Consider the following 14,606-nt stretch of genomic DNA (forward strand, 5'->3'; position numbering starts at 1 on the left):
ATATGAGATGTGGCGTAACCCCGATACTGGAGCTGAAGGATCTGTGTAAGACGTATGAGTCGAAGGGGCAAAAGGTAGTGCATGCTCTACACTCGATCAACTTAGATCTCTATCCAGGCGAGTGTCTAGGGATTGTTGGTGAGAGCGGTAGTGGCAAAAGCACCCTTGCCAAATGTGTCACACATCTGGAACGAGTAAGTTCAGGACAGATCAGGTATCATCAGCAGGATATTACCCGATTGAAGGGCGAAGCTCTGAGGCTACAGCGCAAGCAGATCCAGATGGTTTTTCAAGAGCCTTCAGCGATTTTTAACCCACGATTGAAGATTGGAGCCTTTATTAGCGAGCCACTGGTGAACTATGGCCTGTCTAAACGCCGACAGGCTGGCGAAGAAGCGATTCAACTGTTAGAACGCGTAGGGTTGCCAGCATCCGTTGCCAATAAATATCCCCATGAGCTGAGTGGTGGTGAGCAGCAGAGAGTTGTCATCGCCCGTGCCATGGGAGTTCAACCGGATATCATGATCTTTGACGAAGCAACTTCGGCGCTGGATGCTTCCATTCAGCAGCAAATTCTGCAGCTGCTCAGACAGCTTCGTTTGCAGACGAGTATTTCTACGATCTTTATCTCTCATGATCTAGCCGTGGTACAGCAGGTAAGTGACCGGATTGCGGTGATGCATCAAGGTGATGTGGTTGAAGTCGTGGAAAGTTCACAGTTGAATAATTCGGCTAATCATCCCTATACCCGTAGTCTAATGGCCTCAGTGCTGTCGGTAAGAGAGATCAAGGAGCAAATGCAGGTGGACACTCTTCAAGGCATTACGGGATAGAGGGGGATTGCGCTGTTGAGAGTTACGTAAAGTGAGCAAGGGTTGAGCCGATTAGATGAACTTGCGTTTGAACTGATATTGGCGAACTTACATCAGGTTAAAAGAGATAGAAGGCACATGAACAAAAAGAATACAAGAATACATTAACAGAAACACAACAAAAGGGTTACCTTAAAGTCATGTGATGACGTCAGGGTAACCCTTTTGTTATTAACGTAGTTTTTTTTGAATAATACCTGTCGGTTTTTAAACTCAGCTCCTCTTGCTGGTGGTTACCGCATTTAGTGAGGCACTTGGGCTTGGAAGTCATTCCGGCTGGATTGATCAGCGTGGTAAAAGACCACATCTCCATCCTTCACAGGTAACGATCTCCCGCGATCATCCAGTTGGTTCGTATTGAAACCTTCAAGTCGCAACTGATTCATGAGTGGTGCATGGATGTATTGCAGATGCGGTGCATCTGTATTGCCATCGCGTAACGTTTCCAGATTGAAATTAACGACGATATATCCATTTTTCAAAAATACGTCCGCCTTCTCATCAAGTACATTTTGCCTGGCTAGTGGCGTGAGATCCGTTCCCTTTGGCACAGCATACACATCGGCTGGCAAGCTATACTCACCGTACCACCGCTGAATGGCGGCATTGGCTCGGTCTACATTCACACTCGTGGGAATGTTGGTCTTAGGCCCGATAAGTGTACGGATGGAAGCGGGTAGAATCATCCAATCGTAGCGACCTACCCATGTTTTCTGGTGTGAGATCTGGTCGACCAGTTGAACCATGTACTCTGCCAGCGTCGTTTGGTTGCGTTCCTGTGCCGTTAGTTCATAGGTGTAGCGGTAACGTGCTGTATCTCCAAGTTCTGTACCGGGTACATTGCGAAGTCGTGAGTTCAGCACGACGAAGCGTTTCTCCAAATCCTGCGGCGATCCGATCCGGATAAGACGTTCCTGTCCACGGTGGTAGTAGAGATCCACGGCCTGCCGTGTAGTGCCATCCTTACTCACAAAATCAAAAGTAGGGGTGATACGAACGCCATCGGTTGTGCCGAACATATTACCTTTGGTTTTCAGGTCGAATTTGACATGATAACCTGTTTTCACCGCGATATTCCGAAATCCCTGTACAGGATGACTCCCCGGACGAATAGGCAGGACAAATGGTGCTAAATTACCTCGCGGATCACCATCGATCCCGTTGGTACCTGTCCAGTAGCTGACGCCACTAGCTGCTGAACTTCCCATTTGTTTGCGAAATACATTTTCCCAGTTATAGTCCGAGATATCCGTCACATGAAAATCATACAACCGCCCAATGACTTCCACAGGTACCGTATCTGTAGCCACATGGTGAGCCAGATTGGTGTTTGCATCCGGTTGGGTTGTAAACGTCGAGGGTGCATTTTCCGCGATATTGCGGAATTTCACTTGGTAATGTCCCTCATCGACCCATACGGGGAGGTAGAACTGGGTATCTAATTGGTTTACCGGGATATCTACCCACGTTTCTGCAGGGATGAACTGGCTTCGATCAGCATTGTAGACATCAAAGGGAAACTGAACCTGTTTGATCCGAAAATACTTAGCATAATCCCGGTTGCCATATCCCGGATAACTGGCTACGTCCAAGTGCTGTCCAGACGTTGGAATACGCACGATAAAGGGACGCTCTAAGATTAGCGCCGAACTGTTCGGGTCAGGTACCGTTTTCTGGTTGTGCGGCTGATCATCCGACACCCACGCGTAGTTGACGACAGGGGTATGTACCGTGACGGTGTTGATCCCCGGGATAGGTAATGTTTTGTTCGCCCCGCCGTTCACATTACCGGGAAGCAGATCGTAAAAGATCTCACCCGAACTCGTCGTATTTGCTTTGTTCAGCAGTGAACTGCTAATCATGTTATTTGGCTTATAGAGCACATCTCGACCAATCGGTGTTGGATCAGGAATGTTCGTTGGCGTAGGGCCGTCTTTGGTTGCTTCCACGTCGTCCATGACCTTAGTGTTGTTAAATTTGACGAGGTCATTATTGACCTTACTTTGAGGCGTGTTCGACTCGGCCATGCCTTTTAACAGTGCGGTATCATCCGGTACATCCGGTGGTGAGTTTAACCCGCCTGTTCGCTTCGGTGGTGTATACGAGATTGCCGCCGTTGGTGCGGGTTTGACATGACTTTCCACCGCTTCATCATTTCTGGACTCGAGTGTTGGCGGTGTGTAGCCCGAGGGCAGCATGGTGACCATTGTACCCGGAAGGGCATAATTCTCCATCGTTGCTTTTGCGATTTTATAGACTTCCAGCTTGTTGATTTTCCAGTACGAATAATCTCGTGTGATTTGGAAGTTGTAAGGTTTGGTTACGGTATCCCCTGTTTTTACGGGCGGTCCAGGTGAACAAGCGCCTTCTGGCGGGCAAACTTCTGGTCCAGGAATCGTCCATTCTCGCTCATAGGTGAGAGTGACACTACAATCGTACGTTGTCTTACCCGTCATCCGAGCCCAAGATTGGTCAAACAGGTAGTTGTCCGCAATCGCATTGGTATACAATGATTCAGAAGTCGGGATGCCTTTGAGCACGTCGAATCGCTCAGCGTCCCTGTTATCTGCCTTGATTGCTCCGCGAGCATTCGGATCGAGGTCACTCTTATTCATTGTGGTTCCCTGTGAAGGTGGACCGATATTAGGTGTACATGCACCACCACCGCCACCTTGCCCAGGATCTTCCGGCTCACCGGGTGCACTTTCTACACCAATATTTGTCGAGGTAGTTAGCTTAAAGTCATCCTTCTCCCACAACACGGTGATCTTTGTTGTTCCTTTAGATTCTGCCGTAACGAGTCCTGATGAGCTAACTGTTGCTACAGCCGGATTAGAAGACGTCCATGTGATCTTCCCATTTCCAGAATTCACATTCGTTTCAGCGCCAAAGCCACCATCGCCTGTTTTGGTTTTGACTGTTGCATTTAATTGTTTTTGTTCTTTGATACCGAGTTGCCCACCGTTGGTCAGGTTAATTTCTTTAGTGATCTCGGCTAAGGCCTTCCAGTACAGATCTGTGTTGAAAATGTAATCTGCCGACCACTTGGGAGAATTATATTCCCTAGCAGCTGTAGGAAGGATTACTCCGCCTATTTTCATCGTGAATCTAGTATTTAAACCATCAAACGAATCAACAGAAACAAGCTTTGGCATATTTTTATCCATCTCATAGTATTGGAAATCATCCATGTAATGAGGCTTTCGTGATGGGTTTGTCACCTCAGACAAACTATAATCCATCCCATTTTTATCGAAGTAGACAGTTGGTTTATATACCTCTTTGTCCAGACTCAGATTAATACATACAGTAGAGGAGGCTGGGAGATTTTTAGACGGATCGTTAGTTAATAAAGTATTATTACACTCTCCGTCAACACTCCATTTTAAATTGTCGATCTGGTAAATATAAATACCGATATTTGTCTTATTTAAACCCTCCACAGGAATAACCTTTTTCTGTGATTTTGCTGGGGTAACAGGCACCATATATTGAGATTCTATTGCAGGTTTTGTGGTACCTGGTCCGCCACCAGCTTTTACATAAGAAAGTGGTATCACTAGGGTATTGATAATCAGAATAGATAACAAAAATTTCTTGGCGAGAGACTTAGATCTCAACCTCACTCCCCTCGTGTTATGGCGTATAACTGACACTAAATATCGGCCCCTCTTTAGTTTGTAAGGTTACAGCTCTAGGGGGAGATTGCTTGGAATGTAACAAGCCATCTGCCCAATAAACAGGAGTTTCAATTATAAACACCCTTTTTTCAATGAAATCACTTATTTTCGGAACATCATATGATAAAAATGCTTTGGATTGGGGTGAAAGCAATGGATTAAATGTTGCTGAATTGAGCAATCCTCCTGCTTGAAGTTGACTCATTGAACTGGATTTGATATTTAGTCCAAATTCAACGAAAGAAAAATATCTTCCGCTCTGAAGTCTTACCCCTTCATCAACAAATACTGGGTAATAAATGCTTCGTTCATTATTGCTAACACTGCTATCTACAATGATCCAATTCAAAACTTTCAGGTCAGCATGATTTGTGTCCGTGATAATATCTTTGTTTCTAATTTTGGAGAAATCGTCAGTCACATCTTCGTATGTTCGATTTCCCAGAGGTACTTTAAATTCAGCTGTTTTTTTGAACACACTTGTTATCACATTCAAGTTCGTTCCCGTCAAACCGACTTGACGCAGTTCATTTAGTCCTTTGAAGTCAACAGGTTTAGCCTTGGCTACATTGGCATAACGAGCAATCAATACAGCAACCTCAGCACGAGTGGTTGTGCGATCGGTACCAAACTGTTTGTCACTTCCGACACTCATTAATCCAGTACCCATCGCTACAGCTACAGCGTTTTTGTCTGAAGCAGCCAGATTACCTGTGAAATACTCCTTCGCGGGAACAACGGTATTTTTCACATCATCCAAAGCCTGCTTGTAGTCAGAATCAACCGTAGCTAAACCTTGGGTTAACCAAACGGCCATCTCTCCACGTTTAAGAGACGCTTTAGCATCGAGTGTGCCCTTGTAATTTGCAGGGTTGATGAATCCTTTTTGGATCGCAGTAGAGACGCCGCTTTTCGCCCATTCAGGGATATCTGTAAAGTTATTTGTTGCTGGGTTTGGAGTGTTTGGTTGATCTGACAATCTACTCAGGATACTTGCCATTTCGGCTTTGGTTACAGGCGAGCTAGGTTTAAATGTCCCATCCGTGTATCCCTTCAAATAGCCTTGCTCTACTGCTGAATTAATTGCTGTAGCTGCCCAGTGCGTAGAAGGCACATCTTTAAACTTTAGTGTGGTTTGCGCGGCTTGAACTGAGTTTCCAGCTCCAATTCCGCCAACGATCCCCGTTAACAAAGCTAATGTCGTAATCCCTGAAACAATTATTTTTTTCATAGATGATACTCCTCTCGAATCTACGTTTTTCAATCTGTGGTATGTACTTCCTTCTACCAGATACTAAATTTGACATAATAATCAATATTCTACCATGTGCATTTAGTTCGTTGGTAATGTTTTTCAGAAATATTCATCCAACAGAGTCTTATAATCTCCTTCCTGGGACCTATCCAACCCTAAAAAACAAAAAAAGGCCACGAATCCGTAGATTCATAGCCTTATACTTTAAGGTGTTGGTCGTTATGTTATTTAAATGAAAATAAATATGCTTCAAGAATACCCTATTTCTAATCTTTTGAGAAGTAGATATTTCAACATTTTGGAAAATGAAGTGATGTTTCCAAGATGGACTAGGGATTGCCCTAGCAGCACGCTCAAAAAAGTGCAAGGGCAGATCACCTAATTCAAAAGCTTCACTGATATATTAAGTTTGGTTCCAGTTCTCTCCGGTGAGGTATTTCTCGGTGAGGATGGATAACATCTGAATGCCGACTTCATTATGTCCACCTTCGGGAATAATGATATCTGCATATTTTTTGGATGGCTCGATAAAAGCGTCGTGCATAGGTTTCACAGTTTCGAGATATTGCTTGTACACCGATTGAATCGTCCGTCCGCGTTCCTCGATATCCCGCAGCACTCTGCGTAGAATCCGTACATCGGAATCCGTGTCTACGAACACTTTAATGTCCATTAAGGCACGTAGCGTTTCATCGATTAGCACATGCAATCCTTCTACAATGACGATATGGTTCGGTGCCAGTTCAACCGTCTCATCGGCAGCACGGTTATCTATGGTGAAGTCATATACGGGAGCATACGCCGCTTGGCCTTTTTTCAACAGGGTGAGATGCTCAATTAACAGATCATTATCAAAAGCAAAGGGATGATCGTAATTGGTGAGTCGACGTTGCTCAGGTGTGAGCTGCGACTGGTCTTTGTAATAATTGTCTTGGGATATAAACGTTACTTTACCTGTTCCCAGACGGTCTATAACGGAGCGAGCTACCGTCGTTTTACCGGATCCGGTTCCTCCGGCGATACCAATGATGAGCATGGTTATTCCATAAACCTCCCTAGAATGGCAGCATGATCATGGATGAAGAGTGCGATATCTGATCTATTCATCACTCTTATCCACATGTCTGTCTGTGAATGCACAATTCCTTTATTGTACCATAGGGCACTTCTTTTTTCACCTGAAGCAAGTGACCATGTTTTGCCTACTTGGGAGATTGTGCGCATACTGTCACGAATGGAATAGCCCTTGTACTATTTTACTCTAATGTTCTGGATGCTGTTATTTAAGACGTACGCATACGGCACGTGCACTTCAACAGAGAAAGGATCCAATTTTCCCTAATTTTGAATGATTGACTTTTTGGAGGACAGGCCTATAATAATACATATATACTTAACACGGACTGTTACTGGGAGAGCCAGGCATGACCGAATTCGATTATTTAACTGTAATCGCTTTCGGTCTTTTTTTATTTCAGGCGGGGGGTGAGGGCATTGAAGGTTATTAAAAAAGTAAATAACAACGTGGCAATTGCCATTAATGATAAGAATGAAGAGGTATTCGTCGTAGGTAAGGGTGTAGGGTTTCTGAAAACCCCTTATGAGCTGACGGAGACGGATCTGGTTGAGAAAATTTTCGTGGCACCGAAGAACATCCGTATGTATGATCTGCTGAACAGCATTCCCATTGAGGATATATATCTGGCAGAGGAAATCATCAAGCTGGGCAGTCAGATTTTGAATAAACAATTTAACACGAACTTGCTTCTCACCCTGTCCGACCATATTAGTTTTGCACTGACCCGGCATCGTGAAGGTGTGCATATCAAGAACCCGTTGGAGTGGGAAGTTCGCACCTTATATCCAGATGAGACCCGTGTGGGTGAGACAGCGTTGAAGCTGATTCAGGAGAAAACGAATGTGGACTTGCCAGCGGCCGAGACGACACTGATTGCCCTGCATTTTGTAAATGCACAGGTGGGCTCGGGTGAGATGAGTGATACGACCAAAGTAACGACGGTAACGGGTGAGATTTTGTCCGTGATCAAATATGCGCTCAAAATTGATTTTCAGGAAGACTCGATTCATTTTATGCGATTTGCAACACATATAAGGTACTTCATCATGCGACAGATGAGCGGCAAATCGCTGAAGGATGAGAATGAATCACTTTTCCTGATGGTCAAAGAGAAGTTTCCTAAGGAATTGGCCTGTGTTGAGAAAATCGCTGATTTTCTGAGTAACAACTATGGCTGGACCTGTTCTGATGATGAAAAGTTATATCTCATTCTGCATATTCAACGATTGATCTCGAATTAACCAACCGAATAACAACTTATGGACTGTTACTGATTCGATCAGGCATGACCAAGCGTAGGGAATGACGATTCCTCGGCTTGGTCATTTTTTATATACATTTCAATTTATCGTTCATTTTCATGTAGAGGAGAAGGGTCATGAACAACCAAGACTTGGCTAAAAACGTGCTTGATCTTGTTGGTGGGGAACAAAATATCTCGGGTCTGACGCACTGTGCAACCCGGTTGCGATTTGTATTAAAAGATGATAACAAGGCAGATCTTAAAGCGCTGGATCAGCTTGAGGGTGTGCTTCGCGCGCAGAACTCCGGCGGTCAGGTGCAGATCGTTATTGGTGCAAAGGTAGACGCTGTTTACAGTGAAGTGAGAAAACTGACTTCAGATCGAATCGGCGGGGGAGAAGAATCAGTCGATAATGGACCGAAGAAGAGACGTAACCCTGTCAATGTGGTACTTGAGACCATTGCGGGAATATTTACACCTGTACTGCCGGCTCTGGTCGGCTGCGGGATGATCAAATGTTTATCCACCGTCATGGCTGCGATGGATGGCTTGAAGGTTCAGGCTTCCTCACGATCATTAACATGATTGGTGACCTCATCTTTTATTTCCTGCCATTCTTCCTGGCAGTTAGTGCAGCACATCGTTTCAAAACCAATCCATACCTAGCAGTTGCGCTTGCTGCGGGACTGATGCATCCAACGATTTTGAATGCTGCTGCTCAGATCGCTGATACAGGTGTAAGTACAATCGATTTCCTGGGTATGCCAATCCTGCTCATGAAGTATTCATCTTCCGTCATTCCGATCATTCTGGCGGTATGGATTATGAGCTACGTATATCCACTCGTAAATCGTGTCATTCCTAAATTTTTGCAAGTTTTGCTTACGCCAATGATTGTCCTATTTATTATGATTCCACTGGAGTTAATCGTATTTGGACCGGTTGGTTCACATATTGGTGACTGGCTGACGAATGGAATTAACTCGTTATTCTCAACCGCAGGTGTTCTGGCGGGGGCTATCCTTGGATTCTTCAAACCAATCATGGTTATGTTCGGTATGCACTATGCCATTATGCCGATTCAGGTTCAACAAGTGGCTACATTGGGAGCGACTGTATTGTTGCCTACAGCACTCGCGGCCAACTTGGCTCAAGCAGGCGCAGCTTTCGGTGTCTTTTTCCTAACAAAGAGCAAAACCATGAAATCCGCAGCCGGATCAAGTGGTTTCACAGCATTGTTCGGTATTACTGAACCGGCGATCTATGGGGTCACACTGAAATACAAACGCCCATTCTTCGCAGGATGTCTCGCTGGAGGTCTGGTTGGTGGATTCTACAGCCTGGTGCATACAACAGCCAACGCGATTGCCCTTCCGGGTGTATTGGCACTGGGCACGTACACATCTGACCGTTATATGTATGTCGTTATTGGCTGTATTGCTGCAGTGGTACTGGGATTTGTGTTCACGTTGATTGCGGGCATTAAAGAAGACACCGCAGGAGCTACAACGAAGCAACCGGCGAATGGTGCAGTAGATGGCGTACAGTCCGTAATTGCGACAGAGCAGGCTTCCGCACTGACTTCTTCTCAGGATTCGACATCGACAGACATGTTGATCGTAAGTCCAATGACAGGGGAGATTAAACCGATCTCCGAGGTAGAGGATCAAGCTTTTGCACAAGAGCTAATGGGTAAAGGCATCGCTGTGGTTCCAACAGAGGGTAAAGTGTACGCTCCATTTGACGGTGTGGTTGAAGCACTTTATCGTACCAAACACGCCATTGGTTTGAAGGCCGCGAATGGGGTTGAGATTCTCATTCATATTGGAGTGGATACCGTCAGTCTGAAAGGGAAATATTTTAACGCTCATATCACACAGGGACAAGCCATCAAAGCAGGTGATTTGTTGGTGGAATTTGATCCGGAGGGCATTACAGCCGCAGGTTATAACACCATTACGTCTATTGTGGTAACTAATATGCAGCAGTATGGAGATGTCCTAACTACAGCAACCAGTGGCTCGATCCGTGAAAGTGAAGCGCTGATTAAGCTGATTCCATAACACTTTAAAACTACTAACAAAACGTAACAGGAGGAAACTGAAATGACGAATACCAATTTTCCAAAAGACTTCTTGTGGGGCGGGGCTCTATCCGCCTGTCAGGCTGAAGGTGCCTATGATGTAGATGGCAAAACGCTGACCATTCCAGAAGTGATGAAATTTAATGAGAAGAATGATCGTAAGGTGACCAAGCAGATTCGGGTTAATCGTGAGATGATCGAAGAGGCTAAGAATGACCCGGATATCGTGAAATATCCGAAGCGCCGGGGGATTGATTTTTACCATAACTTCCGTGAAGATATTGCCTTGTTTGCCGAGATGGGCTTCAAAGTGTTCCGTTATTCCATTGCATGGGCGAGAGTATTCCCAGGTGGCGACGATGCTGCTCCAAATGAAAAAGCACTACAGTTCTACGATCAAGTCATTGATGAGTGTCTAAAACATGGGATGGAGCCCCTGATCACGATCAGCCACTTCGATACACCAATTGTACTGATGGACAAGTTTGGTGGATGGTATAACCGTAAGTTGGTTGATCTCTATGTGAACTACTGCGACGTGTTGTTCAATCGCTACAAGGGAAAAGTGAAATATTGGGTGACGTTCAACGAGATCAATATGAGTGTAAAAGCTTCTGCCAAGACGCTTGGCATTATTGATTATGATGCTCCTAATTATGAAGAAATGCTGTTCCAGGGCTTGCATCACCAATTTGTAGCTGCGTCCCGAGTGACCAAGATGGCTCATGAGATTGATCCAAATAATCAGATCGGCAGCATGGTGGCTTATTTTACAACGTATCCTTATACCTGTAAGCCAGAGGATGCACTTCAGATGCAGCAGGATGATCAGATGAAGAACCAGTTCTATCTCGATGTATTGAATAAAGGCGAATATCCTTATTACAGCAAGACGTATTTCAAGAACAAAGGAATTCAGCTCAATATTGAAGACGGCGATCTAGAGGGTATTCGAGCGCATACAGCTGATTTCGTAGGGATGTCGTATTACAATTCGATGATATCCAGTAGCGACACGGAACAACTTGAATTAACAGCAGGTAACGTGCACAGTGTGTACAAAAATCCACATCTGCCTGCGAACGAATGGGGCTGGCAGATTGATCCGATTGGTCTTCGCTATACGCTCAATCTGGTCTATGACCGGTATCAGAAGCCTGTCTTCATCCTGGAGAACAGCTCAGGCTTCTACGACAAGCTGAATGAAGACGGAACGATCAACGATCCATATCGCATTGATTTCCTAAGCAAGCATATCGAGCAGATGGGACTTGCTATTGCGGATGGGGTTGAGGTACTGGGTTACACGATGTGGGGACCAATCGACATGATCAGTTCAGGTACGTCTGAGATGAGCAAACGGTATGGATTTATCTATGTGGATCAAGACGACTATGGCAACGGCACGCTAAAAAGATCTCGGAAGGATTCCTTCTTCTGGTATCAGAATGTGATCCGTACCAACGGAGCAGAGCTGTAATTCTCCATGAATATTTTGGGTCGTATTAAAAAAATTCCCGGCGGCTTGCTTATCGTGCCTATGATGCTCGCCGCTGTAATCAACACGGTGTTCCCGTCATTCTTTCAGATTGGTGATCCCACCACAGCACTGTTCACGTCCAAAGGCACCATGGTGCTCATTGGCATGATTTTGCTGGTATCAGGCACACAGCTGAACCTATCACAGCTTCTGGTAACCTTAAAGAGAGCGGGTGTGCTCTGTGCCTCACGGATTCTCATCAGTGTGCTGTTTGGCTGGGCATTCGTACATTTCTTCGGAATCAGTGGCATTGGCGGTGTATCTGCAGTAGCTTTTATCGCTGTCCTGACAAGCTGTAACCCGGGATTATATCTGGCCTTGATGAACACATACGGAGATGATGTGGATCGTGCCGCGTTTGGTATTCTGAATCTAATCGCTGTTCCGGTTATTCCCATCATGATATTGAATACGGCGAGTGGGGTCGGTATAGATCTGCTCAGTGTGCTGGCTACACTGGTGCCTTTTCTCATTGGAATCCTGCTTGGTAATCTGGACGGTAATATTCAGAAGATGTTCGCGCCTGGGACACTGATTCTGTTACCATTTCTGGGTACAAGCTTCGGATCCAACATTGATCTGCGTATTGCATTTCAGTCCAGTCTGTCCGGCTTGCTGGTCACGGTGTTGTTTATGCTGATCTGTATGCTTCCGCTCATTGGAGTTGATCGGGCAATCTTGAAACGACCGGGTTATGCCGCTGCTGCAACATGCTCGGTTGCTGGACTATCCATGGTTGTACCGTCGATGGCAGCAGAATTCAATCCGGCATATGCACCGTATGTTGACACAGCCATCGCTCAGATCGCGTTTGCCGTGATCCTGACCTCGTTGACTGTTCCTTATATTGTGAAGCGATTGGCAGGAGCAGGAGTGAAAACTTCGATAGTGGCCAATAAATCAAGCCATTGATTCAAGCCAATCAGGAACAGTTAACAATTTAAGCTTATAAATGAAACAGCACGTTATCCGTCTTAATAAGCCGGGCAACGTGCTGTTTCGTTTTGTTTCATCTATATCAATTCATGGGGGAGATGAGGGTTAGTGCTGTCTTCAGTCTTGTAGTCTTACAGACCAAGCAGTTCTTTGACGCTTTCGCCTACTGCTTTGCTGGACTGTGGGTTCTGACCCGTAACTAGGCGACCGTCAGTTGTCACATAAGAGCTGAATGCAGCCGCTTTGTCGTAACGACCTGCACGTTCTCTAAGTGCGTCTTCCAGCAGGAACGGAACGTAGTCCGTTTGTTGTGCCAGTGATTCCTCTTCATTAGTGAAGCCGGAAACGGTTTTATCCTTGATCAGCAGCAAGCCATTGGACAGCTTCACGTTAAGCAAGGCTGTAACACCGTGGCATACACCGGATACAACGCCGCCTTTTTCATAGATTTCACGAGAAAGCTCTTGCAGCTCAGCATTATCCGGGAAATCCCACATTGTACCATGACCACCTGTGAAGTAGATCGCGTCATAGTCGCTGGCTTTCACGTCGCTTGGTTTCAACGTATTTTTCAATTTGTTCATGAACGCTTCGTTCTCATAATAGGCTTTGGTACTTTCATCTAGGGAATCACCCAGACTTTTCGGATCGAGAGGTACATTACCGCCGAGTGGGCTGACCAAGTCGATCTGTACATTGTCATTATGATCGAATTCCTCGATAAAGTGAGTTGCTTCGCTCAACCACAAGCCGGTAGGCTCGTCCTTTGTTGCGTATTTATCCACATTGGTCAGGACAACTAATATTTTTTTCATAAAGAAAACCTCCTGTGTGATGTATCGTTATTTAAATTGTGTAAAATATAATTTTGTAAAACTTAATGATCTAAATATATCATAACCAAATTTCAAAGTAAACTAAAATTCCGAAAGTAGTTTAATTGGTATAACATATCTATTTCGTCTTTCCGTGCTATACTTTATATATCGCCTATTTGGTGCACCGTGAAACAATTGCATGATTTGCATCGAAGCTATAACAACAAAGATAGGTAATTGAATGCATATAGAGGAGGGCACTCCATGAAACGTCTGGAGAACTCACAGAAATTTTTGACCAAGATGATACCTGTGCTACGCACAACGGCAATTAGTTCGCTTCGAATGGATGACGTGGCCAGGCATATGGATATCAGCAAGGCAACGCTATATAAATACTTCTCTTCCAAAGAGGAAATTATCCAGAATATTTTGGAGGACTACATCGCAGAGATTCATGATTCCAGAGCTATGATGATGGATGACTCGATTCCATTCGAACGTCGCTTCCAGATTGCGTACCAGCATTCCATCTCACATGTGTTATATCTGCCTGAATTTTTCTGGAGTGATGTGAAGAAGCTGTATCCAGCAATTTTTGAGGGTTTTTCGACTGCATTGCGCCATCATAGTGAGCAGTTATGTCACTTTTTTGAAGAGGGAATGGATCGACGTGTATTTAATCGAATTAATCCCATTCTGTACATGATTCAGGATGAGGCAGTCATTCGAAAAGTGGCCGAGCCAACATTTTCAATTATGTATGATATGACCATTCGCCAGGCGCTGTATGATTATTATCTGATGAAGAAGAACCAGTTATTGAATCCAGAGCGCATTGCATCTCTCGATGATCAGCCTGTAAAAGCACATATTCACGAGTTGATTCAACAGCTATCACGAACGATGTAATACGGGGATTTAGGTAACCAATTGGGTTGAAATATATCTGAAAATGTAAGTACAGGATGGTTACGGGATAGGTTGATCCAAACATTTTAAATTTAATTTTAAATGGATTGTACAACTAGGTCTTTTGATATAGAATATCGGAGAAAACCGTACTATATTGGTACATATTACATATCCAATCGGAGGACA

At 44.7% G+C, this 14,606-nt stretch carries 11 protein-coding genes; 7 read left to right on the top strand and 4 right to left on the bottom strand.

Going from position 1 to position 14,606, the window contains the following annotated elements; translation table 11 throughout:
* Positions 1-2: 2 nt before the first annotated feature.
* Complete coding sequence (locus DMB88_RS01160) at positions 3-833, top strand: ABC transporter ATP-binding protein (RefSeq protein ID WP_128099889.1); 831 nt, start codon at positions 3-5, stop codon at positions 831-833.
* Positions 834-1,114: 281 nt separating this feature from the next.
* Here DMB88_RS01160 and DMB88_RS01165 read toward each other — a convergent pair whose 3' ends face one another.
* From DMB88_RS01165 to udk, 3 genes are all read right to left on the bottom strand, one after another.
* Positions 1,115-4,492, bottom strand: coding sequence for a DUF5704 domain-containing protein (locus DMB88_RS01165; RefSeq protein WP_302476280.1), 3,378 nt, complete (start codon positions 4,490-4,492; stop codon positions 1,115-1,117).
* 16 nt (positions 4,493-4,508) lie between these two features.
* A complete protein-coding gene (locus tag DMB88_RS01170) occupies positions 4,509-5,783 on the bottom strand; it encodes an S-layer homology domain-containing protein (protein WP_128099890.1) in 1,275 nt (424 codons plus the stop codon).
* Between the two features lie 427 nt (positions 5,784-6,210).
* Complete coding sequence (gene udk / locus DMB88_RS01175; protein ID WP_128099891.1) at positions 6,211-6,843, bottom strand: uridine kinase; 633 nt, start codon at positions 6,841-6,843, stop codon at positions 6,211-6,213.
* Positions 6,844-7,292: 449 nt separating this feature from the next.
* Here udk and DMB88_RS01180 point away from each other — a divergent pair, with 449 nt between their 5' ends.
* The 5 genes from DMB88_RS01180 (at position 7,293) to DMB88_RS01195 (ending at position 12,663) form a co-directional block, all read left to right on the top strand.
* On the top strand, positions 7,293-8,126 hold the full coding sequence (locus tag DMB88_RS01180; RefSeq protein ID WP_251384471.1) for a PRD domain-containing protein: 834 nt from the start codon (positions 7,293-7,295) through the stop codon (positions 8,124-8,126).
* Between the two features lie 137 nt (positions 8,127-8,263).
* Positions 8,264-8,713 carry a PTS transporter subunit EIIB gene (locus DMB88_RS30645; protein WP_254438411.1) on the top strand — a complete coding sequence of 150 codons (450 nt, stop codon included), beginning with the start codon at positions 8,264-8,266 and terminating at the stop codon, positions 8,711-8,713.
* Positions 8,644-10,191, top strand: a complete 1,548-nt coding sequence (locus tag DMB88_RS01185; RefSeq protein WP_254438412.1) for a glucose PTS transporter subunit IIA — start codon at positions 8,644-8,646, stop codon at positions 10,189-10,191. Before DMB88_RS30645 ends, DMB88_RS01185 begins: the two co-directional genes overlap by 70 nt.
* Positions 10,192-10,233: 42 nt before the next feature.
* A complete protein-coding gene (locus DMB88_RS01190) occupies positions 10,234-11,691 on the top strand; it encodes a glycoside hydrolase family 1 protein (RefSeq protein WP_128099893.1) in 1,458 nt (485 codons plus the stop codon).
* Positions 11,692-11,697: 6 nt separating this feature from the next.
* Positions 11,698-12,663, top strand: a complete 966-nt coding sequence (locus DMB88_RS01195) for a 2-keto-3-deoxygluconate permease (RefSeq protein WP_128099894.1) — start codon at positions 11,698-11,700, stop codon at positions 12,661-12,663.
* A 155-nt stretch (positions 12,664-12,818) separates the two neighbouring features.
* Here DMB88_RS01195 and DMB88_RS01200 read toward each other — a convergent pair whose 3' ends face one another.
* Complete coding sequence (locus DMB88_RS01200) at positions 12,819-13,502, bottom strand: type 1 glutamine amidotransferase domain-containing protein (protein ID WP_128099895.1); 684 nt, start codon at positions 13,500-13,502, stop codon at positions 12,819-12,821.
* 267 nt (positions 13,503-13,769) lie between these two features.
* Here DMB88_RS01200 and DMB88_RS01205 point away from each other — a divergent pair, with 267 nt between their 5' ends.
* Complete coding sequence (locus DMB88_RS01205) at positions 13,770-14,417, top strand: TetR/AcrR family transcriptional regulator (RefSeq protein WP_128099896.1); 648 nt, start codon at positions 13,770-13,772, stop codon at positions 14,415-14,417.
* Positions 14,418-14,606: the final 189 nt, after the last annotated feature.

This window comes from Paenibacillus sp. DCT19 (genome assembly GCF_003268635.1).
Classification (GTDB): Bacteria; Bacillota; Bacilli; order Paenibacillales; family Paenibacillaceae; genus Paenibacillus.